Here is a 23,131-nt window from a genome sequence, read left to right as displayed (position 1 = left end):
AGCTCAAAGATTGCTGGAAAAGAGCTAATATAGAATGTAGGCTACTGCGCCTTTTGGCAATTTCCATATCGTCCATGTACGGCAAACTTTATATTAAAACTTTTGGCTGTCAGATGAATGAGTACGACTCTGCAAAGATGTCGGATCTGCTCAATGAATCTCATGGCTTTGAATTGACCGATCATCCGGAAGAGGCTGATCTCCTGCTGCTCAATACCTGCTCTATCAGAGAGAAGGCGCAGGAGAAGGTGTTCTCCCAGTTGGGGCGCTGGCGTACCTGGAAAGAGAAGCGTCCTGAGTTGGTTATCGGGGTCGGTGGATGTGTTGCCAGTCAGGAAGGGGATGCCATTCGCCAACGTGCCCCGTATGTTGATCTGGTGTTTGGTCCGCAGACCCTGCATCGTCTGCCGGAGATGCTGGACAGTGTCCGCCGGGAGCATCAGCCGGTAGTGGATATCTCCTTTCCTGAAATTGAAAAATTTGACCGCCTGCCGGAACCGCGTTCTGAAGGTCCGACCGCCTTTGTCTCCATCATGGAGGGGTGTTCCAAGTATTGTACTTTCTGTGTCGTGCCCTATACCCGTGGAGAAGAGATCAGCCGCCCATTTGACGATGTTATTGCCGAAGTGGCTTCCCTGGCAGGGCAGGGTGTGCGGGAAATCAATCTGCTGGGGCAGAACGTCAACGCTTATCGTGGTCCCATGCACGACGGAGAGATTGCGGATCTTGCCCTGCTGATTCCGTATGTGGCGGCCGTCGACGGGATTGACCGCATCCGCTTCACCACCTCCCACCCGGTGCAGTTCTCTGATCGGTTGATCGATGTCTATGGCGAGGTGCCGGAGCTGGTGAATCACCTGCATCTGCCGGTGCAGAGCGGTTCTGACCGTATTCTGGGGCTGATGAAGCGGGGACACACTGCTTTTGACTATAAGGCCAGGATTCGGCGTCTGCGCGAGTTGCGCCCTGATATCAGCTTGTCATCCGATTTTATCATCGGCTTCCCCGGTGAGAGTGAAGGCGATTTTGAACGCACGATGGAGCTGATTGAAACCGTTGGCTTTGATCACTCGTTCAGCTTTATCTACAGCCAACGGCCAGGTACCCCCGCAGCAGAGATGGCGGATGATGTGCCCCACAGCGTGAAACAGGCGCGTCTGGAGCGGTTGCAGCAGCGGATTAACGAAATGGCACAGCAGATCAGTCGCCGCATGGTGGGTACCGTTGAGCGGGTGCTGGTTGAGCGCACCTCACGCAAGGATTCGAATCAGTTGGCGGGGCGGACGGAAAATAACAGAGTGGTGAATTTTGATGGTCCTGGCAACCTGATTGGCCAGTTCATTGATGTTAGAATTACCGAGGCGTTGCCAAACTCCCTGCGGGGAGAGCTGTTTGAAGCCCGTTTGGCACAACACTCATGAATGATTTCTGTTTTCTCTGGTGTAATGATGTCTGACCAGCCACGCTCCCTTGATCTTACCCTCGCTCTGGAAGACAACCATCGACAGGCCAATTTCTGCGGCCAGTTGGATGAGCACCTGAAACAGATTGAGCGGCGCCTGGGCATCGAGATCAACTACCGGGGTTCTCATTTTCATCTGATCGGTGAAGCCGAATCAGTGCGGGCCAGTGGCGAGGTGTTGCAAAGTCTGTACGCTGCAACCAAGGATGAGGTGCTCGCCTCTGAAAAGATATATCTGTTTCTTCACGAGTCAGGCATTGGGGCGCTGTTGAGAGATGATGCCGATCACCAGGGGCGCGGATTGGTACGCCCCCGTGGCATCAATCAGCAGGAGTACCTGCATAAAATAGTCACTCATGATATCAATTTTGGCGTGGGGCTGGCGGGCACCGGCAAGACATACTTTGCAGTAGCTTGTGTCGTGGATGCTCTGGACCGGGATCAGGTCCGGCTAGCCGTGGAGGCGGGTGAAAAACTGGGGTTTCTGCCAGGGGATCTGGCCCAGAAAATCAACCCCTACCATCGGTCGTTGTACGATGCCCTCTATTGAGATGCTGGGTTTTGAACGGGTAGCCAAGCTGATTGAGCGGAATGTCATCGAAGTGGCTCCATTGGTCTATATGCGTGGGCGTACCCTGAACGACTCATTTATTATTCTGTACGAGGCCCAGAATATCACGCCGGAGCAGATGAAGATGTTCTTCACCCGCATCGGGTTTGGTTCTACAGTCGTGATTACCGGCGATGTGACTCAGGTGGATCTTCCCCGCGGCCAGCTTTCAGGGTTGCATCAGGCTACCGATGTGCTGAGCCAGATGGACGGAATCAGTCTTACCTTCTTCAGCGTACGGGATATTGTGCGTCACTCCCTGGTGCAGAAAACTATCAATGCCTACGAGTCATTCGGTGACCAAAAGGAGTCCTGATGACGTTGCAGTTGGAGATCCAGCGGGAAAGCCGGTCTGCCGATCTCCCGGCTGATGATAAACTCCGGGAGTGGACAGAAGCTGCACTGAACAGTCGCCATCAACAGGTGGAGTTGGTGATCAGAATAGTGGATGAAGATGAGAGTCGCGATCTCAATCGGGAGTATCGGGGTAAAGCCCGACCGACCAATGTGCTCTCTTTCCCCTTTGAAGCCCCTCAAGTGTTGGAGAGTGATCTGCTGGGAGATCTGGTGATTTGCGCCCCGGTGGTGGTGGCTGAAGCTTCTGCCCAGAAGAAGAGTGTCGAGGCCCACTGGGCGCACATGGTGATTCATGGCGCGCTACATCTTCAGGGCCACGACCACCAGAATGAAAAGGAAGCCGATGAGATGGAATGTCTGGAGGTGGAGATCCTCTCCCGTTTGTGTTTTCCGGACCCCTATTCAGGCTGAAAAGAAGAGATGAGTAATACTTGGCTGAAAAAGCTGCAACAGATATTTTGCATGCCCCCGGAAAACAAGGATCAGTTGATAGCGCTGCTGCGGGACGCCAAGCAGAGGGCGTTGATGGACACCGAAGCCCTCTCCATGATGGAGGGTGTACTGCAGGTTTCCGAGCTGAGGGTCCGGGATATCATGATCCCCCGTGCCAACATGGTGGTGATAGAGCATGACGACCCATTGGAGCGGATATTGCCTGTTGCGATAGAATCCTCCCATTCCCGCTTTCCGGTCATTGGCGATGATCGTGGCGAGGTGATGGGTATTTTGCTGGCAAAAGATCTGCTGGCCTACTGCACAAAAGGGCGTCGCCGTTTCGACATACTGGACCTGTTGCGTGCGGCTGTCTTTGTTCCCGAAAGCAAGCGCCTGAACGTACTGCTGAATGAATTTCGTGCCAACCGCAATCACATGGCTATTGTGGTTGATGAATTTGGCGCTGCTGCGGGCTTCGTTACCATTGAGGATGTGCTGGAGCAGATTGTCGGTGAAATAGAGGATGAGCATGACTTCCACGAAGGAACCACCATTCTCAAACGGGGTGAGCGGGAGTTTACCGCCAAAGCCTTCACTCCTATCGAAGAGTTCAATAACTATTTTGGCTGCGATCTCTCCGATGCTGAATTCGACACCATTGCCGGCCTGGTGACTCATGCCCTGGGGCATCAGCCAAAACGTGGCGAGAAGGTGGATATCAAACAGTTCAGGTTTAAAGTGCTGCGAGCCGACAGTCGGCGTGTTCACCTGCTGAGTATCAGGCTGCTTCCAACGGCTGAGGATGTTGCAAACTGACTTCGAACAACCGCAGCGCCGACTCCACTCTCTTCAGGGTGGTTGGTTGCTGCTGATAGCCTTTGTCTCAGGTGCCATGACGGTCGCCTCGTTTGCGCCATTCTCTCTCCATCTCCTAGCACTGTCGGGGCCCGCGTTGCTGTTTTTTCTCTGGCTTTATGCGTCTCCCAGGCAGGCATTTTTTCTCGGCTGGGCCTACGGCTCCGGACTGCTGGGCTTCGGCGTATTCTGGATGCATATCAGCATCGACAAGTTTGGTAATGTCGGTACGCTGCTGGCTATTTTTATTACCCTGTTGTTTGTGGTTTCTGTCGCTCTCCTCTATGGGTTGGTGGGCTGGTGCGCGGGTTACATGGCCAAACGATATGGGCCGGCTCTTGCACTGGTGCTGTTTTTCCCACTGTTCTGGGTTATTGGTGAATGGCTGCGTGGCTGGCTCTTCACCGGTTTTCCCTGGCTGGTATTGGGATATTCACAGATCAATTCTCCCCTGGCGGGCTACGCACCACTGGCCGGTGTCTACGGCGTAAGTTGGATGTTGCTGTTGAGTGCCGCTTTTCTGGTACTGCTGTTCAAGGGCAAAGGCTATCACAAGGCGATCGCTTTTGCGGTGCTGCTGCTGATCTGGGGCGTGGCTATACCACTGAAAGATGTCCAGTGGACTCGACCTGCCGGTGAGCCGATCAAAATCAGTATGATTCAGGCCAACATCGAGCAGGAGGCGAAGTGGAGACCCGAGAACCGGAGAGCTACGCTGAAACTTTACACAGATCTGACCCGGGCGAACTGGGAGAGCGATCTTATTATCTGGCCGGAGACGGCCGTGCCCGCTTTTGCACACTTGATCGAAGAATCGCTGTTACAGCCACTCTCCACAGAGGCGGTGGAGCAGGGTAGTGAGTTACTTATCGGTATCCCGGTCTGGAATTCGGAGAGCGGTCAGTTTTACAACGCCATGATAAGCCTTGGCGCGATCAGGGATAGTTACTACAAGCGCCATCTTGTTCCCTTTGGCGAGTTTATGCCGCTGAAATTTCTGCTGCGTCCACTGATTGATTGGTTGCAGATACCCATGTCGGATTTCACTCCAGGGGAGAAAGAGAGACCCTTGTTACAGGTGGTGGGTTATCCTGCCGGTATTTCCGTCTGCTATGAAGATGTGTTTGGTGAAGAGGTGATCCAGGCCATGCCTCAGGCAGCCTTCCTGATCAATGCCAGCAACGATGCCTGGTTCGGCGACTCCCTAGCACCCCCCCAACATCTGGAGATTGCCCGGATGCGGTCGCTGGAGACGGGGCGCTATATGCTGAGATCCACCAATACTGGGATTTCCGCCTTGATTGGTCCTCAGGGTGAATTGCTGGCCCAATCTCCGGCCTTTGAACAGCATGTGCTCAGTGGTGAAATCATTCCAATGTCGGGCAGCACGCCCTATGCCGTGGTTGGCAATTGGCTTGTTGTCTCATTTGCATTGTTGCTGCTTTTTTTCACTCTTCTACACGCCAGGTGGCGCATCTGGAAAAAAAGATAACAACCGATTTACCGATTGTTTTCACTGTTTTCTTAACCGGTCAAAAGCCATTTGCCATTCCGTCCAATCTGCAGTGCAAGTCATTGGGGTATAAAAATACCTGATTACCTGCCAGGCTCAGCTATTGAGCCAGTGGTCATTGCATAATAGAAGCCACTGAACACAGAGGGGTTTCTATCATGCCGAAAAATACAGTGCAGTTTCAAAAAGGTTTTGGTTTGCACGAATTTATTGAAAAACATGGTTCTGAAGAGTAATGCCAACAAGCATTGTACCAACTGCGTTGGCCTACCGGATATATATGTCCTGAGTGTGGCAACACAACAGGTTGTGAACTCAAAAGCCGTAAGGTATATCAGTGCCACAAATGCCACCACCAAAGCTCCCTGACTGCTGGCACCATCTTTCACGGCACCAAGCTGCCGTTGAAGAAGTGGTTTCTGGCCATCTATTTGTTGACTCAGCGTAAAAAGAGTACTTCTGCCTTGCAACTGTCCCGTGAAATTGGTGTGAACTACAATACAGCCTGGAAGCTCAAGCACAAACTGATGCAGGTGATGATGGAACGTCAGAGTCAAAAAAACTGGCTGGTCGCATCGAGATGGATGATGCCTGTATTGGTGGTGAGGAACCGAGAAAGCGAGAAAGCGTGGGCGAGGGTCTCGTAATAAAATCCCTTTCGTGGCAGCTGTTGAGACGACGCAGGACGGCGGGCCAATGAAGATCCAACTGCGTCGGCTCCGCGGTTTTCAGAGTGCGGAGATCGCTCGATATGCCAGATCCAGTCTGTGTGCTGGCAGCACTGTTCTTTCCGATAGAGGGTGTCCTGAATTCTGTGTAACTGCCTATTATTAAACCCAGACAAGGGTGAGGATAAGCACTATGAACAAGAAAGAACTACAGGCGATCGCTCATGCGGCCGCTAAAAATATCAAGACGGAAGACGACCACAAAGACTTCCAGCAGATGCTAACCAAGATTACGATCGAAGCGGCACTGAACGCTGAGTTAGATGATCATCTTGGCTTTGAAAGGCACGAGCAGTCCGCAGCTGCCAATAACCGCAACGGCTATGCCAGTAAGACTAACCGAACGGAAGCTGGCCAGTTCGAGCTCGATACACCACGCGACAGAGCTGGGAGTTTCGAGCCCAAGCTCGTTAAAAAACACCCGCGTCGATTTACTTCCATGGACAACAAGATTATTTTCTTGTATGCCCAGGGCATGACAACACGAGAAATCGTCACGACCGTTAAAGAAATGTACGGTGCTGATGTTTCCGCCACCTTGATTTCCAAAGTGACTGACGCTGTTATTGAACAAGTGATTGAATGGCCATCTAGGCCACTGGATGCGGTCTATCCCATTATTTACCTGGATTGTATTGTCGTAAAAATCCGGCAAGATAAGAAAGTGATCAATAAGGCAATTTATCTGGCACTGGGCGTGAACATGGAGGGCCACAAGGAATTGTTGGGGCTCTGGCTGTCAGAGAATGAGGGTGCCAAGTTCTGGCTCAATGTACTCACAGAGCTCCAGAATCGCGGCGTGAAGGATATACTGATAGCCTGTGTCGATGGCCTGAAGGGCTTTCCAGACGCAATCGATACAGCGTTTCCCGAGACTCAGATCCAGCTTTGTATTGTTTACATGGTGCGCAACTCGATGAAGTATGTGCCCTGGAAAGACTACAAGGCAGTGACGGCAGACCTGAAGAAAATATATAAGCCTGTCACCGAAGATGAAGCGCTACTGGAACTTGATAATTTCTCTAACCGATGGGACGACAAATATCCCCAGCTCAGCCGTTCGTGGCGTAGCCACTGGCACAATATTAATACCCTGTTTGGCTACCCTGAGGACATCCGCAGGGCAATCTATACAACCAATGCCATCGAGTCAATGAACAGCGTGGTTCACAAGGTAATTAAAAAACGGAAGCTATTTCCGACCGACGACTCGGCAATGAAAGTGGTGTACCTGACGGTGCAGCAAGCATCAAAAAAATGGACCATGCCGATTCGCAATTGGAAACCAGCACTGAATAGATTTATGATTGAGTTCGAAGAACGCTTGGCGGAGTACATTTAACCCGGGCAGTTACACGGAAATCGTTACACCCTCGCTTTTTGCCGATCACCCCTGTCAATTCCATATTCGGTGGAAAACTAGATGTTTATTATTGGACAAGTGGCAAAAGAATATTCGCTTTCGAGAAGCACGCGTCTATATTATGACTCTATCGGCATCTTAACGCCCAGTGGTAGAAGTACGTCAAATTACAGACTCTATTCCGTATTGATCTGAAAAATATGGACAAAATATCACTGTTCCGCAATGCCGGGTTATCACTGGATGCCATCTCTTTACTTCTTGATAAGGAAGGTGATGAGCTAAATAAATCCCTCGAACACAGACTGTTTTTGATCAATAGCGAAATAACAGGAGATTTAGAGATCAGCAGAAAGTAATTCTTAAAATACTGGAAAATGAAACCTCCAGAAGAGGTGCCAGAGTTATCACGAAAGAGATATGGGTATCCTTGCTGGAAGCGGCGGGATTGAATGAAGAGAGGATGAAAAAATGGCATGTTGAGTTTGAAAAAACCTCTCCTGAAGTTCATCAGGATTTTCTTGAATCGATAGGGATAGAAGAAGATGAAATCGCGTTGATCCGTAAATGGTCAAAAGTTGATAAAAATTAAATCTGATAAGCGCTTACGCACTGACCTTTCCCCCAGAAATAGAGCCATGACAAGGATGAGATTTCCAATTAGTCTGTGTATTAGGAGATCTCAAGATGAAGAAGAAGCGTTACAGAGAAGAGCAAATTATTGGTGCCATCAAGCAGCATGAGTCAGGGGTAAAAGTTGATGACATTTGTCGTCAGTTCGGCATTTCAACCGGGTGCTTTTATAACTGGCGAAGCAAATACGCCGGGATGGATGTCTCAGAAGCCAAACGGCTCAAAGAGCTTGAAAGCGAAAACAACAAGCTTAAGAAGTTACTTGCCGAGAAAATGCTTGGAGCTGAGGCGATGAAGGATGTGCTCTCAAAAAAGTGGTAAAGCCTGCTGATAGAAAACAAATCGTGAGCTACCTTAAGTCGCGGTTCAAATTAAGTGAGCGTAGAGCTTGCCAATTAGTAGGCTTAAGTAGAACCGCTTTTCGGTACGTTACTCAATGGGGAAAAGATGAGCCTCTACGCAAACGGTTACTTGAGTTAGCAAAGAAGCATCCGAGTTATGGTTATTTGTTTTTACATGGCCTCCTGAGAGGTGAGAGGCTTGTGAAAAACAAGAAGCGGACCTACCGAGTCTATAACGAAGAAGGTCTTCAAGTGAGGACTAAAAAACGCAAGAAGATAATACGACCAAGAATGCCAATGATTGTGCCCATTGGTAAAAACATACGCTGGTCAATGGATTTTGTCAGTGATCAGTTGGCTAATGGTCGCCGCTTTCGAGTATTTAATGTGATTGATGATTACTCAAGAGAAGTTATTGGCCAGCTCTCTGACTTCTCGATCAATGGTCACCAGGTCGCTCGTTTTTTAACTCAGGTGATTGAGCTAAGGAGCGCTCTGGATCAAATAATCTGCGACAACGGTACTGAGTTTACTAGCAAGGCGATGTTCTACTGGCAAAAAGAAAGTGGCGTTAAGCTAGGTTTTATTCAGCCAGGCTAGCCTACTCAGAATGCGTTTGTAGAAAGCTTAAACGGTAAATTCAGAAATGAATGCTTAAATCAGCATTGGTTCAGGTCCATTGATGACGCTAGACATGAAATTGATCAATGGCGAGAGCACTACAATCACGTGCGGCCTCATAGCGCATTAAATTATTTGTCACCTGTGGCCTTTGTGAATAGGGCCGCTTAGAATGAATTATCTCACCCAAGTCTTGGTATTAAGATGGGGGGAAGGTCACTAACAGGTGTTGGCAGTGTTATGTGTACTTTAAACAACCTGGAGGTTTCCAATGAAAGCAGAAAATATTGAAGCGTATCTCTCAAAATTTAAAAGTTCAGAGGGAAGCTACCCATTTGGTCCTGAAGCCTTGGTATTTAAGGTCATGGGTAAAATGTTCGCGCTTGTTTCTCAAAAAGAGGAAGTTCCACGGGTAACGTTAAAATGTCCTCCTGCTGATGGAGAGGTCCTGGTTAGCGAATTCGAATCAGTAATCCCCGGCTACCACATGAATAAACAGCATTGGATTACAATTTCACTAAATGGAGAGCTGTCGGAGGAGATGATAAATGACCTGGCCAGAGGATCATATGATCTGGTAGTAGGTAAACTCACCAAAGCAGACAGAAAGAAGCTTGAATCTGATAACTGAAAAGCTGATAAATGCGTCTTGGTAAGAGGGCAGGTAATGGATAAGGGGAGAGTCCTCTATTTGTTATTATGCGCTGTCCCTCTGCTCCAGCTCAATCCTGCCATCCTTGATTACCGGCAATAACTTCCCCTCAAGTACTTTCAACAGGTCATCCCCCGCCAGGGCCCGGCGCCAGCCATGGAGAATTTCAAGATCACGTGCACCTGTGACCATTTTTTCAAGCTCCTTGCGGGTGGCCAGCGCGGTATGAGTAATGTTGTTCGTTTTTGCCAGCAGCCGAAGGCTGCACACCAGCAGGTCAGCGATGGCCTGCTGGTTGGAATTAAGCCGCGGGGGGATCTGTTTTTCCTCGGGCCACTGCTCTTTTGGCAATTGACGTGCATCGCTGATCAGCTTCAACAGGGTGTCGCCTTTGTGGCCTATCGTACCTGTCTCCAGCCCGCGAATCCGTTCCAGCTGTTTGATATCTTTTGGCTGTCGCTTCGATAGCTCTGTCAGTACCTCATCTTTGAGTATCCAGCGTTTTGGTTTGTTCGCTCTCTGGGCCTCACTCTCCCGCCAGCCAGCCAGGGTTTGAAGTACCGCAAGCTGCACGCCTTTGAGGTATTGGCGTCCCTTTATCCGCTGCCATGCTTTATCCGGGGAGATAATATAGGTGTCAGGAGAGGCGAGCATCTCAAAGTCCTCCACCAGCCAGCTTTCCCGCCCCAGTTTGCGCAGACTGGCTTCCAGCTTGAGATAGATTTCACCCAGATAGATAACGTCATCCAGTGCGTAGCGCAGCTGATCCTGTTGTAGTGGGCGCCTCGACCAGTCGGTGCGGGCATGACCTTTCTCCAGCTGGATGCCCAACAACTGTTTCACCAGATTGCCATATCCCACCTGATCCCCCAGCCCCAGGAGGGTGGCGGCCAGTTGGGTGTCGAAGAGGGGCGTTGGCAGTTTGCTCCACAGGTCGTGAAAAATCTCCAGGTCCTGCCTGCCCGCGTGAAATATTTTGATCACCTTGGGGTCGTAGATAATATCCAGCAGGGGAGACAGCTCATCCAGCGAGAGAGGGTCCACACTGGCAGCGACCTCTCCATTACTGACCTGTAATAGGCAGAAATTGGGATAGTAGCTCTTTTCCCGCACGAACTCGGTATCCAGAGCCAGCCACTGACTGCCGCTGATAAGCTCACAGAGCCGGGTCAGCTGTTCGGCTGTCTCTACATGGAGTTCCTGCATATTCATTTCCAATTGCGCAAAAGCTGGAAGAATAGCAGTGTGGCTCTATCACTACAAAGGACACGCTATTCAATATCTATCGTTGCATCCAAACTGATCGGTTAGGACTTTTTGACGACTTACTACCGTTTTAGCCACAGGTTAGAAATAAACTGCCTTCACGGGTTATGATCTGCGCTGATTTTTTAACTGATAACTATTGTGAAAAGACTACTCAATCTGTTCGTTGATATCTGCCTGTTGCGGGCGACTCCTCAAGATCTGCCTGCATCGGCTTTTTTGTTTCTGCTTACAGCCCTCTTCGGGCTGATTTCGGGGACGATTGTTATCGTCGGAAGTGTCGGTGCCTTGGCGCCGGCACTGCTGGCCCAGTTTTTAGACTTGGCATTGATTGCCCTGATCTTGCGATTGGCTCTTTTCCTGCTGAAGAAACAGCAGCGGTTCTTCCAATCCACCACGGCGCTGTTTGGTTCCGGGGTTTTGATTAATCTGATTACCATGCCGTTGCAGTTACTGATGGGCAGCGATCCAGCCGACTCACTGATCGGAGAGCTGGGCGTACTCTTCTATCTGGTGCTGATGATCTGGTCACTAGTGATTATTGCCCATATTCTGCGCCACACGTTTGATATGCGTTTTGGCCGTGGATTGATGCTGGCTATCGGCTATTTTCTCCTCATCAACTGGCTCGTCCAGGGCCTGTTTCCGACCGGGGCTTAAGATGCATATCCATATTCTGGGGATCTGCGGGACCTTCATGGGTGGCATTGCACTGCTCGCAAGGGCAATGGGCCATCAGGTAAGTGGCTCCGATGCCAATGTCTATCCTCCCATGAGCACACAGTTGCAGGAGGCTGGGATAGAGCTTATGCAGGGTTATGACCCCGCGCATCTGAAACCTGCACCGGACTGTGTGGTCGTGGGCAATGCCATGTCCCGGGGGAACCCGGCGGTAGAGTATATGCTGGATGCCGGGCTGTCCTATACTTCCGGTCCGCAGTGGCTGGCTGAGCACGTCCTCCAGGGGCGCTGGGTGTTGGCGGTGGCCGGTACCCACGGCAAAACCAGTACTGCCAGTCTGCTGGCGTGGATTCTTGAGGATGCCGGTCTTTCACCAGGATTTCTCATCGGCGGTGTGCCGTGCAACTTCGGGATTTCAGCGAGATTGGGTGATACACCGTTTTTTGTCGTTGAGGCGGATGAGTATGACACCGCTTTTTTCGATAAGCGGTCCAAGTTTGTACACTACCGGCCACGTACCCTGGTGTTGAATAATCTTGAGTTTGACCATGCCGATATCTTTGATGATTTGGCGATGATTCAGCAACAGTTCCACCACTTGGTCCGCACCATTCCCGCCAGTGGATTGATCATTGCACCGGCAGTCGATGAGGCAATTGATGAAGTGCTGGCGATGGGGTGCTGGACAGGCATTGAACGTTTTTCTGCGGATGCTCCCGGTCTTTGGCAGGCTCAACGCCTAGCTGCAGATGGTAGTAAATTTACCCCGCTCTGTGATGGTGAATCCCAGGGCGTTGTCGACTGGGATTTGACCGGAGACCACAGTATCAACAACGCGCTTGCAGCGATTGCCGCTGCCAGACATGCGGGGGTGCCGGGTAAGGTTGCTGTTGAGGCGCTGGCACGTTTCAAAAATGTTAAGCGGCGCATGGAGTTGCGTGGCGAGGTAGAGGGTGTCCGGGTTTATGATGATTTTGCCCATCACCCGACAGCTATTCGTACTACCCTTAATGGATTAAGAGCCCAGGTGGGTGAGGGGCGAATCATCGCGGTTCTGGAGCCGCGTTCGAACACCATGCGGATGGGAGTGAGTGCTGCAGAACTGCCTGCTGCTCTGGAGGCAGCAGATCAGGTTCTGGTCTACTCCCCGGAAACATTGAAATGGGATGCCCCCAGTGTCTTCAGATCCCTGGGAGAGCGGGCGGAAGTGTTTGATACTGTCGATGGCATAATTAAGACGGTGACCAATGGAGCCGTTGAAGGCGATCATATCCTGATAATGAGCAACGATGATTTTGAAAACATACACCAGCGGATACTGGATATCCTGGAACAGAGATACATGCAATATGGCTGATTTTGCGAAACCCATTTCCCTGGCGATTACCGGGGCTTCCGGCAGCGCTTATGGTTTACGCCTGCTGGAGTGTCTGCTCCGGGCCAACCGGCAGGTCTATCTGATGATCTCCAAAGCGGGCCAAGTGGTGATCCCGATGGAGAACGAATTCTCCGTCCCCTCCCAACCAAAAGAGGCAGCATCATTTCTTGCTGAGCGTTACGCTGCTGCTGAAGGGCAGTTACAGGTGTTTGGCCGTGAGCAGTGGACCGCACCGGTGGCCAGTGGATCCAATGCACCGGATGCAATGATTATCGCACCCTGCACCACAGGAACCCTCTCAGCTCTTGCCATGGGGGCTAGCAATAACCTGATTGAGCGGGCAGGTGATGTGATGCTAAAAGAGCAGCGCAAGCTGATCCTGATGGTCAGGGAGACTCCGCTATCAGCGGTTCACCTGGAGAATATGCTGAAACTTGCCCGTCTGGGGGTTGTCATCATGCCGGCCAGTCCGGGGTTTTATAATCGACCGGAAAAAGTCGAGGATCTGGTTGATTTCATGGTCTCCAGGGTACTCGATCATCTTGGTATCGACAGCGACCTGGCAAAGCGTTGGGGCGAAAGTCAGGGCTTGGGTGTATGAAAACTCTTGGGCAGTAGTGAAGATGTATTGACTTTTGCCCTGATCAACAGTCTATCCCTGCCTTTTGATATATGGCCGGCTGGAAAGCCATTAAGGTCTCTGGAGAGGGATTGGAATGCCACCTCAAAATTAGCGGTGGTTTTGGCATAAGAGATCATATTCATGACTCGGACCTGCCGCTGTTCCGATACATTCCCAATCCACAGTGTCTCTTCTGACGGTGACAGGCGGATATGGGATGGCCAGAGTCGCAGGATCAGGCGACGGTCATCCGGCAGGCTTTTTGCCAACACCAGACTCTCATGTTTTCCGTCGTGAACCTGCGGTAGTACCGGTAGTTGGTTGAGGTGGAGTCCTGGGGAGAGCCGCTGCAGCTGATTTTTCCAGGAGATCAAATCAGCCTGTTGCCAGCCTGAATGGCTCAGTTGATCTGCCAGCCAGCCAAGAGAGCCCGCAAATTGCACGTTCAAGGGGTGTTCATAACGATAACGGATATCGGCCCGTTTATCCGGCAGACCACTTCCATTACGCTCCCACCACCCATCAGCCGCTATCTCCTGCAATGATTCCGCCGGTTTATATTGGGCGAAATTACGTTCGTGATGAAGCCCTGTTTCAACACTGAATGCCAGAATAAGAATCACTGCTGCGGTGATGGTCAGACTGCGCCAGTGCGTCTCCACATGGGCATGCCGGTGGTAGGCCATGCCAAGCGCCGCCACCCAGGCCAGGCCAAGGGCGATACTGCCAAGCACGTCGCTGAACCAGTGTACGCCCAGATAGAGCCTGGAGAGGCTGACGGCTGCTACCAGCAGGCCTGCCACGCCATAAGCGAGCCAGCGCCAGCGGACAGAAATCGGTCGGGCGATAATCACCGAAAGGAAGCCGAACAGGACGACCGCTTTCAGAGTATGGCCACTGGGGAAGGAGTAACTGCCGGGAGGGTGCATAACGACCTCCGGACGGGGGATCTGCAAACCCATTTTCAGCAGTGGGCTGGCTAGTACGCAGAACAGGACTGCAGCGAGCCAGTAGAGGACGGTACGCCAGTGGCGGCGCCAGACAAGGAAACCCAGTATACCCAGTATCAGCGCAGCGACCGTACCGGTATCGGTGAGCCGGGTCAGGTAGACCATCAGGTGGTCGGCCCAGGGTGTACGGATGCTTTGCAGTGCCTGGAGTATGGCGTTGTCGATGGCGAAGAAGCTGCCTTCGGGTACTGTTCCGAGAAGAAAAGCAAAAAGCACGGTAGTCAGCAAGAGGAGGCTGGCCAGAATCGAGAGACTGCGACCTTCCGGGTGATTGGGATCGGCAAGGGCTGCGGCGATCTCTCCAGTGGATGGATGCAGTTGGCTCCAGCGGAGTATGCCCTGCACCCAGGCTGAGGTGTGTGGGTGGAGGAAGCGAAACAGCCACTTGGCGATAAGCATGGCCAGCCAGATCAGCACAGCCAGCAGCAGAATCAGTGTCACTAGGCGCAATGCCACTTCTGACGCCAGCTCCAGAGAGGCGCCAAACACCATTCCTGGCAGCAGATAGGCCGGAGCCCAGATTAAAGCAGAGATGACATTCGCCAGGATAAATCGGCTGGGTTGCATCTCCATCATTCCGGCGACCAGCGGAATGATCGCCCTCACCGGTCCGAAGAACCGGCCAATGGCGATACTTTTGCCACCGTACTTTTGAAAAAAAGTGATGCCTCGTTCCAAGCTTGCCGGATAGCGGTTGAATGGCCAGGTGCCGGTCAGCTGCTCCCGGTAGTGGTGACCCAGCCAGAAGCTGAGCCCATCACCGGCCACCGCACCGCTCACAGCCAAGGCCATGGCGGACCAAAAGGCGATGGCGCCTCCGGAGATAAGTGTTCCGATACCAAACATGATCACCACGCCGGGCACCACCAGCCCGATGACGGCCAGGGATTCCGCCATGGCAACGAGAAATATGATGGCTCCTGCCCAGTAGGGGTGGAGGCCAATCCATGCCATCAGTTGCTGAAAGAGTTCGGTCATTTGATCTACTGTTGTCCGTATGGAGGGGTATTTTAACGTGTGATTGTTGGCAAGTACCACTTTCGGAAAGATGAATTTTCTGACTCACCATCTTTTCAGTTTGAATTCAGGCGGCACTTCTATCCTCCCCTGTAACTTAAGGGGACCTCTAAAAATCCGACAAAGGCCAATAGTCCCTGGTAAATCTGGTGTCTCCTCGCGGATTTTTCAGGCAACATCTATATCCATGCTTCGTTTCATCCGGCCAGCTACACCAGTCGATGCATGTTGTGCATCTGATTCATCATGCCCATCTTCACTCCAGCCCTGACTTGCCCGGTGCCACTCACTAGTTGGTTGGCCTGCTGGGCAAACACGTGCTCAACTCGAGCTCGGACTTTTGAACGTTTCCGATACCGTAAGGTGGACGCCCATCTCTACTGGGATCACTGCTTTTATAAACTGAGCTCGACAATACCCGAAAAGTCTCCTAGTCTACGCGCCTTTCCCGCTTTGGCCGCGAGTCTCCCCGTTGCTCAAAGAATTCAAATCGGTCTTGATGATCACCCCTCCCGGTTGCATAGCTTTTTATCAATGGTGGGTTGAATTGGTTGCTATTATTACTGATTTTGGAAGGCTTTTAGAGGCTGCCCATTAACATCCACCAACTGAGCTGTCGTTCGTGCCGTGGCATCTGTAGTAAGCAGTTCAAGCAATCGTGATTGCTCGTACCAACTAAGCCTGCTTTTTCTCATTCAACTATCACTGGATAAAGCCACTTAATCTGGGACAGCCCCAAAATAAATCATTGACGTCCTCATAAAATTCAGAAGCATAGTCGGTGTCACTAATATTCCTGTTTTATCATGATTGATAATTGATACGAAAAATAAAACCCAGGTATCTCTAGATTAATTCTAGAAGTCGTCTACCATCGATCGGTCTGCGGATCACCCGATTTCCCGTTGGAGGCTGTTAGAAGCCAAGCAAGGCTTTTGAAAAATACCGAATTAAAGATCCGCGGAGCGCTTTATGGCTCACGTGCCATGGGTAAGTTCGTGAGTATTGATCTGGATATGCATAAAGCCCGCAAAGGCAACCAATGGTACCTTGGCATGAAGGCCCATATTGGCATGGATAGCAGAACCAAACTGATCCACTCAATAATTGAAAAACTTCAATTTTTCAGACCATCCTGGATGTCCATTGGTTTTTGAATTTTCACATCACCATAATTGTGCAGGAGACACATATTGGAGATGTTTTGATATTAATCGGCAAGTTTTTCATGGAGGAGATTCAGCAGGAGCTATGGTCAAATCTGGTGTATAAGCCATCAATCAGCTTCCTGTTCAACTCGGATCCCATCTTTAAATTGCACACCTTCAATTACATCGGCGAGCAGTTGATAGCCTCTTAAGCGGTGCCATCTTTTTTGTGCAGTGTGCATCAACTTAAATGCCATGGCCAACGTCGTTAATCGACTACCGCAGTTCTTTGTTCTCGTGGTTCTAAGCCGCACTGTGGCAAACACCGATTCAATCGGGTTGCTGGTTCGTATATGCCCCCAGTGTTCCGCAGGAAAATCATAAAAAGTCAGCATCTTGTCTCGGTCTTTTTGTAAGCAATGCATCGCTTTCGGGTACTTATCCTCATATTTTCGCAAGCATAAATCAAAGGCTTTTTCGGCATTGGTTCGAGAGTCAGACATCCAAATATCATGCAGATTCTCTTTGACTTTAGGCTGTATCGCCCTAGGCACTTTGTTGAGCACATTGGCGGTCTTGTGCACCCAACAACGCTGGTGCTTCGTCGTTGGCCAATGCTTGGTAATGGCCTTCCAGAAGCCTAGTGCACCGTCACCAACGGCCACCTCTGGCGGCACCGTAAAACCTTGTTCTGTGAGCTGCTCTAACAACTCTAACCAGCTCGCTTCTGACTCACGGTAGCCATCCGTAAGCCCAATGACTTCCTTACGACCTGTGCTGTCGGAACCCATGATCACCAGCAAGCAAAGCTTGTCGTCTTGCCTTACGTTGCAATAAACACCGTCGGCCCAAATGTACACATAGCGCCGCTTTGATAAATCGCGCTTACGCCACTGACCATATTCGCTTTCCCAAGTTTGCTTGAGGCGGCTTATGGTATTGGAGGACAAACCTTTGGCATCAGCGCCAAGCAAACCTGCCAGTGCGTCCCTGAAGTCGCCTGTAGAGATGCCTTTCAAGTACAACCAGGGCAGCAGCTCTTCAATGGTCTTCGCTCGCTTCAAGTACGGTGGCACCAAACCGCTGTTAAACTTGATGCCTTGCCCGGTACGATCTCTTACTTTGGGAACCTTGACCCCAATATCACCAAGCCCTGTTTGGATCATACGTTCCGGCAGGTGCCCATTGCGCACAACACCTTGTAAGCCTGATTCTCTCAGCAACCCTTGGTATTGTGCTAACAGGGTGGCGACTTCCGCCTCTATGGCTTGGGCTAATAGTTGCTGGGCTCCGGTATGTAAAAGCTCAGAAAGGACATCTCGCGCTGGCCTATTCAGCCCGACAATATTATCATTCTTCATGTAGCGTACTCTTGTTGGTTGGTGATCGGCTAGGATCTTTTCCTTCCAACAGGATATACTACTTTAATTCCTCATACACCAGAAATGACTATACCTCAAGGCAGATGGTAAAGGTCGAAAAATACGGTTTATTCGAGTTGCATGCAAACTGCAGGCGTCGAGGGAAGAGCAACACAATAGCAATCAATGCGCATGTAACTCATACCGAAAACAGCGTTCTGCGAAGCATGCTCAGTGCAAGATTCAAAAGTAGTATCGCAGGCCCTGTGTTAGGTACCGGGCATGTTGTGTCCGTTTCGTCATCATTACTCTCCCGCACAGTACTTGGCATTGGTCTGTTTGTTTCCGGCTCGATACTGCCGGATATCATCACAGGCGGTGCAGGCAAAGCATGGGCTGCGTGTACAACAGCCGGAACCGTTAATAAAGATTCCAACCCCGTGACTCAGCATCAACGACATAGTACCCCCGTAAACACCATGAAATTGTTGACAGGATCAATAATTGATAAATTGGTAACGCTGGATGTACAGGGTGGTAGCGGAGCAGTAACAATTACTCAAGAGTCCGGCAGTACCGTTCGTTAAAATACAACTGGTTTGGTTATCACGAGGACAGTTCAGAGTCGTAATGACATGATCATTAATCAGCATGGCAGTGTGTCCGTAACGGGTGCAAGCGGGGAGCATGGTGTGCATGTGTATGATGATGGGAGCTTTGCTGGTAATGTGCGTATTATCGTGAAATCGACGGGTGATAATGCCCACGGTATTTATGCTGCACACAATGGTACGGGCACGATTAACATCACTTCAGCGGCAGATATCACCGCCATTGGTTTAGATTCTGATGGTCTGCGGGTACTGGGGCGGGGGCAAAACGACCACTTTAGCGTGAAAATCACGGGTGGCACGATTCTGGGTGGACGAGGTACAGATAGCCAGGGTGGCGGCACGATAGATATCCAGTCTGGCAGTACTCTCAGTGCCTTGAGTGATCGGGCTATCATCGATGCAGACGGGGCGGCAGCGATTACCAATACGGGTACTATCATTGGCTTTGTGACGCTTGGTGGTGGTGATGATACATTTACCAATAGCTCTTCCAATTCGTTCAATGTGCGTAGCTTTGCCGATACAGATGGCGACCATATCCGTGACAAAGAGAGTGTGGCCGTCAACGACTTTGGTACCGGCAGCGACACTTTCACCAATACGGCGACCGGGATGGTTCGTCTGCTGACGGTTGAGGATATGAGTGGGCTATCGTCGGAGGTTGACGATGATACAGCGCCAACAGACTGGGATACTACGTCTGTTAAAGAGTACTTTTCCGCAGGCTCGGCCAGATTGTCGATCACCGAACAGGGTATTGAGCAGGCTCATTTTGTTAATTTAAATACCTTTGTCAATGCTGGCGTGATCACCATGCAGGATGCGGAGACGGGTGGTACGGGCGCGGTTGCCGGCGATGTACTGGTGATCACCGGTGGCGCTACCGCCGGTAATAGTGGCGGCGGAATATTCCGGGCCGATGGAGGAGAACTGCGGGTTGATACGGTTCTGGATGATGGCGTGGTGGATACCACTGACGTCCTGGTTGTTGACAGGACGGAGGTAGGCAGTGGTGGCCCGACAAAAGTTATCGTTGCCAATGCCGGAGGCGCTGGTGGGTTGACCGGCCGGGGAAAGACAGACGGTATCCTGGTTATCGAAGTGCTGGATGCAGGCTATTCCGCTTCAAGTGCATTCGTGCTTGGCGCCCCGGCTGTTGCCGGCGCATATGAATATGATCTTGTTCAGGCGGATAATCAGAACTGGTATCTGCAATCGCTGAAGAAATCAGCGGGACTTCAGGCCCAGCTTTATGGTTACAGTGCGCTTCAGGTTGTGCTGCGTGAGGAGACAGATACGCTGTGGCAGCGGGGTCGACGAGGGCAACTGTTAGACATGGATGGCACGGCGAGCCAGTCGGGTTCCGGCTTATGGATGCGCAGTAGATATTTAAAAACCTCAGTCGATGCGGGTGTGACATTTGGTGCTGACAGTGCAAATACCAGTCTTGACTATAGGCAGTCCATGATTCAGCTTGGTTATGACCATGAACTGCTTGCCGGTGCTGACGGCGGGCGTGTTCGGTCATTACAAGCGTCTTGATCTGGATGTTGACAATGCCATGGGTGAACGGCTTTCCAGCGCGGATACCAGTAGCTATGGTGGCGGTGCGTCGTTGATCTGGTACAGCCAAGATGGCTTTTATGGCGGTCTGGTTGGCCAGTTGACGGCCTATGACATCGATGTGACAGGTTATACTGGCGGTAAAGGTTCTCTGGACGCACTGACTTGGTCGATAAGTGTTGAGGGCGGGCATCGATTTGATTTTATTGGCGGCACGCGTCTTGTCCCCCAGGCGCAGCTTGCGTGGCATGGCCTGGAGCTTGATGATTATCACTGATAGCAGAGGTGTTGTGGTGACCTGGGAGGAGAAAAAAGCGTTGACGGGCCGGCTTGGTCTTGCGTTGGAGGGTGGCAGGCTGAAGTCTCAGGGGGGCAATGGTCTGACCGGTTATGTTCTTACCAACCTTGTACATGACTTTGACCGACCGGGCAGCCTTAATGCCTCAGGGACCAGTGTAGGGATGCAGGTGAACAAAATGCGAGTAAACAGAACCCGCATTGAGGGGCGGTTTGGCGTTCAACTGCTGACCGATGATGATCGTCTGATATTCTTTGGTGAGATCGGTGTTGCGAAGGATTTAAGGGGAAAACCCCATACTCAGTACAGTGGCACTGCAGGACTCCGGTGGAACTTCTGACGGAGTCTTAGGGCGGCGGGCTCAAGGACTGAGCAGGCCAGATCTTTCGGCTTTTCCATTATCTCCAGGTCCCGGGCGCAGATGAGAGTGCCCGGGGCTTTTTGCTTCTCCGGCCGGAGTTAAATTCAGGAATTTCCCCTGTACTAGGCTTATCCTGCCCTGGAATCACGTCTTGTGTTCAGACCCATTTTATTGTCCTGGTCCGCTGGTTAAACCATGCACTTTAGTACAAGGCTTTAGCTTTAAATACTGAGAAATGGTCGCAACACCCCAAGCAGTAGCAGATATACTGGAACAGACATTCAACAAGATACACTAGGAAAAGATGCAGGAGATCCCAATTCTAAACCCGGCAATCAAGGTTCAGGCATTAGGTTTTCAAGAGTACCAGGGGAGGGTGCTTGGTGTTCTATTACATCCTGGTTGATGAATGTGGTTATGTTGCCGAGTGAGGGCGATGATTGGAGCAACCTAGCTCTAGGGTATAAACAAGCCCATAAGTTTCTGTCAAAAACCTACAAATTTATGATTAACGAGATTGAGGGTATCGGCAAATGCCTGACTCACTCTCTCTACTCTCCGATGAGAGAGTTTCCCGAGTTATAGTCAAATCTGGTGTTTAGCCAGTTGAATCAAGCGGCGACCTGATCGACTCCTGCTACCTCAACACCCTCTTTAAATTTGATTCCGGTTATCACCTTCGCCAGGTAATCGAAACCCCGTAATCGTCTCCACTTCTTCACGGCACACAGGCCGAGTTTGAACATCATGTGTAGCATGCCGTCACGCGATAGGCAGCCCTTGGAACGCCTGGTTCGATGACGGATTGTCCCGAAGGTGGATTCAATCGGATTGCTGGTTCGAATGCTCTGCCAGTGCTGCGCAGGAAATTGATAGAAAGCCATCAGTTCCTCTCGGTCTTTGTGCAGACAGATGGCAGCCTTCGGATACTTTGGCTCATACGTTTTGATAAACAGATCAAAGGCCTTTTCCGCATCGGCCTGGGTCTCCGACTGCCAGATGTTATGCAGTGCCTGCTTCGCTTTCGGCTGAGCTGACCTTGGCAGGCAGTTCAGCACGTTCATGGTCTTGTGCATCCAGCAGCGCTGCTGGCGCGTCTCCGGATACACTTCCTCCAGTGCAGCCCGGAATCCCATGGCACCGTCACCGATCGCCAATTTTGGCGGGGTCAGTCCGCGTGACTTCAGTTTCAACAGTACCTCCCGCCAGCTCTGTGTGGACTCCCGTACACCATCCTCAATTGCCAGAAAATGCTTCTCACCACGCTCATTCACGCCGATCACCACCAGGGCACACAGCTTCGTCTGCTCTGCTCTCTGTCCGCTGTAGATACCGTCTGCCCACACATACACCCAATGGCCCTTATCCAGGCGCTCCTCGCACCAGCTCCGATATTCTTCTGCCCAGACTTGCTTCAGACGCGATACCCTGCCGGCCGACAAGCCTGTTGCATCCGGAACCACCAGCACTTTCAGGGCTTCACCCATCTCTCCACTGGAAATCCCCTTCAGGTAGAGCCACGCCAGCGCCGCTTCCAGTGACTTCGTCTTGCGTACATACGGCGGCACCAGAGCTGATCGGAACGTCACCGGCTCGCCGGTCTTCGCTCGTATTTTGGGGATCTTGACCGTGACCGGCCCTAATCCTGTCTGCAGTTTACGGGCTGGCAGGTGACCATTACGCACCACACCCACCTTGCCATCCTCTGTCCGTCGCTCGACGTGCTCCGCCAACAGCTCCAGCAGCTCGGCCTCCACCGCCTGGTAGATCAACTGCTCTGCACCGCTTCTCGGCAACTCTGTCAGCGGATCGATAATCGTATCGCGACCTGCCAGCTTAACAACGTTATTCTTACTCATGGTGGCGTATCTCCAATGGTTGTTTTGATGTCTCGCAACAACAAATCAACCAGATACCCCGCTCTTTTTCAATTTCTTTCAAACACCACTTTCAGTTATAACTCGAGTTTCCCGCTATCCTGACGGCTGAGACTCTGAATGGTTGAAACAGAGCGACGGAAGAGGATCTGTTGGATGAGGAGCTTCTCGGTCGTATCATGCGAGGCGAAGAGACGCTGGAAGTAAATCTGGATGGCGTTGCCGTTATAGAGCCGATGGAAAGAGATGCAACTCCGGCAAATGAACAGCCTGAAACGGGGGTGCAACCAAAGAAAAAACTATCGCCCCGGGATCTGTTGCGTGGTAATTTTCAAGAGAGTGTCTGACAGCCGGATTTTTCAAAG

General features: G+C 51.2%; 20 protein-coding genes and 7 pseudogenes. 21 read left to right on the top strand and 6 right to left on the bottom strand.

What is annotated here, in order from left to right:
• Window positions 1–74: 74 nt before the first annotated feature.
• From miaB to MN084_RS13860, 11 genes and pseudogenes are all read left to right on the top strand, one after another.
• A complete protein-coding gene (miaB, locus tag MN084_RS13910) occupies window positions 75–1,421 on the top strand; it encodes a tRNA (N6-isopentenyl adenosine(37)-C2)-methylthiotransferase MiaB (protein ID WP_241087469.1) in 1,347 nt (448 codons plus the stop codon).
• Window positions 1,422–1,448: 27 nt separating this feature from the next.
• A pseudogene (locus MN084_RS19850) lies at window positions 1,449–2,388 on the top strand (PhoH family protein).
• On the top strand, window positions 2,388–2,840 hold the full coding sequence (gene ybeY, locus MN084_RS13895; protein ID WP_241087470.1) for an rRNA maturation RNase YbeY: 453 nt from the start codon (window positions 2,388–2,390) through the stop codon (window positions 2,838–2,840). The pseudogene MN084_RS19850 and the gene ybeY overlap by 1 nt, the downstream one beginning before the upstream one ends.
• Before the next feature lie 9 nt (window positions 2,841–2,849).
• Window positions 2,850–3,680 (top strand): HlyC/CorC family transporter, encoded by an 831-nt coding sequence (locus MN084_RS13890; protein ID WP_241087471.1) that lies wholly within the window; start codon window positions 2,850–2,852, stop codon window positions 3,678–3,680.
• Window positions 3,667–5,211 (top strand): apolipoprotein N-acyltransferase, encoded by a 1,545-nt coding sequence (lnt, locus tag MN084_RS13885; protein ID WP_241087472.1) that lies wholly within the window; start codon window positions 3,667–3,669, stop codon window positions 5,209–5,211. Before MN084_RS13890 ends, lnt begins: the two co-directional genes overlap by 14 nt.
• A gap of 179 nt (window positions 5,212–5,390) precedes the next feature.
• A pseudogene (locus MN084_RS13880) lies at window positions 5,391–6,036 on the top strand (IS1595 family transposase); the annotation flags it as partial.
• A gap of 57 nt (window positions 6,037–6,093) precedes the next feature.
• A complete protein-coding gene (locus MN084_RS13875; RefSeq protein ID WP_330178118.1) occupies window positions 6,094–7,302 on the top strand; it encodes an IS256 family transposase in 1,209 nt (402 codons plus the stop codon).
• Between the two features lie 81 nt (window positions 7,303–7,383).
• A complete protein-coding gene (locus tag MN084_RS19845; protein ID WP_241087474.1) occupies window positions 7,384–7,518 on the top strand; it encodes a MerR family DNA-binding transcriptional regulator in 135 nt (44 codons plus the stop codon).
• 235 nt (window positions 7,519–7,753) lie between these two features.
• Entirely contained in the window at window positions 7,754–7,915 is a 162-nt protein-coding gene (locus tag MN084_RS13870; RefSeq protein ID WP_241087475.1) for a hypothetical protein, read from the top strand.
• A gap of 95 nt (window positions 7,916–8,010) precedes the next feature.
• A pseudogene (locus MN084_RS13865) lies at window positions 8,011–9,089 on the top strand (IS3 family transposase).
• Window positions 9,090–9,189: 100 nt separating this feature from the next.
• Window positions 9,190–9,549 carry an MmcQ/YjbR family DNA-binding protein gene (locus tag MN084_RS13860; RefSeq protein WP_241087548.1) on the top strand — a complete coding sequence of 120 codons (360 nt, stop codon included), beginning with the start codon at window positions 9,190–9,192 and terminating at the stop codon, window positions 9,547–9,549.
• Window positions 9,550–9,615: 66 nt separating this feature from the next.
• Here MN084_RS13860 and rnd read toward each other — a convergent pair whose 3' ends face one another.
• Window positions 9,616–10,776: a ribonuclease D gene (gene rnd, locus MN084_RS13855; protein ID WP_330178117.1), complete on the bottom strand. Its 1,161-nt coding sequence runs from the start codon at window positions 10,774–10,776 to the stop codon at window positions 9,616–9,618.
• A gap of 201 nt (window positions 10,777–10,977) precedes the next feature.
• On the opposite strand from rnd, the gene MN084_RS13850 reads away from it, so the two are divergent.
• From MN084_RS13850 to MN084_RS13840, 3 genes are read left to right on the top strand one after another with little or no spacing between them, the layout of a single operon-like run.
• Entirely contained in the window at window positions 10,978–11,496 is a 519-nt protein-coding gene (locus tag MN084_RS13850; protein WP_241087550.1) for a hypothetical protein, read from the top strand.
• 1 nt (window position 11,497) lies between these two features.
• A complete protein-coding gene (mpl, locus tag MN084_RS13845) occupies window positions 11,498–12,874 on the top strand; it encodes a UDP-N-acetylmuramate:L-alanyl-gamma-D-glutamyl-meso-diaminopimelate ligase (protein ID WP_241087551.1) in 1,377 nt (458 codons plus the stop codon).
• On the top strand, window positions 12,867–13,496 hold the full coding sequence (locus MN084_RS13840) for a flavin prenyltransferase UbiX (protein WP_241087552.1): 630 nt from the start codon (window positions 12,867–12,869) through the stop codon (window positions 13,494–13,496). The genes mpl and MN084_RS13840 overlap by 8 nt, the downstream gene beginning before the upstream one ends.
• On the opposite strand, the gene MN084_RS13835 is transcribed toward MN084_RS13840, so the two are convergent.
• From MN084_RS13835 to MN084_RS13830, 3 genes and pseudogenes are all read right to left on the bottom strand, one after another.
• Window positions 13,478–15,505: a bifunctional DedA family/phosphatase PAP2 family protein gene (locus MN084_RS13835; protein WP_241087553.1), complete on the bottom strand. Its 2,028-nt coding sequence runs from the start codon at window positions 15,503–15,505 to the stop codon at window positions 13,478–13,480. The two genes, MN084_RS13840 and MN084_RS13835, sit on opposite strands and share 19 nt — an antisense overlap.
• Window positions 15,506–15,753: 248 nt before the next feature.
• A pseudogene (locus MN084_RS19840) lies at window positions 15,754–15,897 on the bottom strand (IS5/IS1182 family transposase); the annotation flags it as partial.
• Between the two features lie 240 nt (window positions 15,898–16,137).
• Window positions 16,138–16,239, bottom strand: a pseudogene (locus MN084_RS13830) (IS1595 family transposase); the annotation flags it as partial.
• A 312-nt stretch (window positions 16,240–16,551) separates the two neighbouring features.
• On the opposite strand from MN084_RS13830, the pseudogene MN084_RS13825 reads away from it, so the two are divergent.
• Window positions 16,552–16,653 (top strand): annotated as a pseudogene (locus tag MN084_RS13825) (IS5-like element ISCARN107 family transposase); the annotation flags it as partial.
• A 167-nt stretch (window positions 16,654–16,820) separates the two neighbouring features.
• Here the strand turns inward: MN084_RS13825 and MN084_RS13820 are convergent.
• The gene (locus MN084_RS13820; RefSeq protein ID WP_241087554.1) at window positions 16,821–18,053 is read right to left on the bottom strand and encodes an IS256 family transposase; all 1,233 of its coding nucleotides are present in this window, start codon (window positions 18,051–18,053) and stop codon (window positions 16,821–16,823) included.
• A gap of 104 nt (window positions 18,054–18,157) precedes the next feature.
• Here MN084_RS13820 and MN084_RS13815 point away from each other — a divergent pair, with 104 nt between their 5' ends.
• The 5 genes and pseudogenes from MN084_RS13815 to hybE all read left to right on the top strand — a co-directional run bounded on the left by MN084_RS13815 (window position 18,158) and on the right by hybE (window position 21,474).
• Window positions 18,158–18,640, top strand: a complete 483-nt coding sequence (locus MN084_RS13815) for a hypothetical protein (protein WP_241087555.1) — start codon at window positions 18,158–18,160, stop codon at window positions 18,638–18,640.
• 48 nt (window positions 18,641–18,688) lie between these two features.
• Window positions 18,689–20,209: a hypothetical protein gene (locus MN084_RS13810; RefSeq protein WP_330178116.1), complete on the top strand. Its 1,521-nt coding sequence runs from the start codon at window positions 18,689–18,691 to the stop codon at window positions 20,207–20,209.
• On the top strand, window positions 20,148–20,507 hold the full coding sequence (locus MN084_RS13805; RefSeq protein ID WP_330178115.1) for an autotransporter outer membrane beta-barrel domain-containing protein: 360 nt from the start codon (window positions 20,148–20,150) through the stop codon (window positions 20,505–20,507). Before MN084_RS13810 ends, MN084_RS13805 begins: the two co-directional genes overlap by 62 nt.
• Before the next feature lie 16 nt (window positions 20,508–20,523).
• The gene (locus MN084_RS13800; RefSeq protein ID WP_445083834.1) at window positions 20,524–20,868 is read left to right on the top strand and encodes an autotransporter outer membrane beta-barrel domain-containing protein; all 345 of its coding nucleotides are present in this window, start codon (window positions 20,524–20,526) and stop codon (window positions 20,866–20,868) included.
• A gap of 325 nt (window positions 20,869–21,193) precedes the next feature.
• Window positions 21,194–21,474, top strand: a pseudogene (gene hybE, locus MN084_RS19835) ([NiFe]-hydrogenase assembly chaperone HybE).
• 26 nt (window positions 21,475–21,500) lie between these two features.
• On the opposite strand, the gene MN084_RS13795 reads toward hybE, so the two are convergent.
• Complete coding sequence (locus tag MN084_RS13795; RefSeq protein ID WP_330178113.1) at window positions 21,501–22,748, bottom strand: IS256 family transposase; 1,248 nt, start codon at window positions 22,746–22,748, stop codon at window positions 21,501–21,503.
• Between the two features lie 170 nt (window positions 22,749–22,918).
• Here MN084_RS13795 and MN084_RS13790 point away from each other — a divergent pair, with 170 nt between their 5' ends.
• On the top strand, window positions 22,919–23,113 hold the full coding sequence (locus MN084_RS13790; RefSeq protein WP_241087558.1) for a hypothetical protein: 195 nt from the start codon (window positions 22,919–22,921) through the stop codon (window positions 23,111–23,113).
• Window positions 23,114–23,131 lie beyond the last annotated feature (18 nt).

It is taken from the genome of Candidatus Vondammii sp. HM_W22, from assembly GCF_022530855.2.
Taxonomy (GTDB): Bacteria; Pseudomonadota; Gammaproteobacteria; order Chromatiales; family Chromatiaceae; genus Vondammii.
This window is presented reverse-complemented; position numbering and strand designations above follow the sequence as displayed.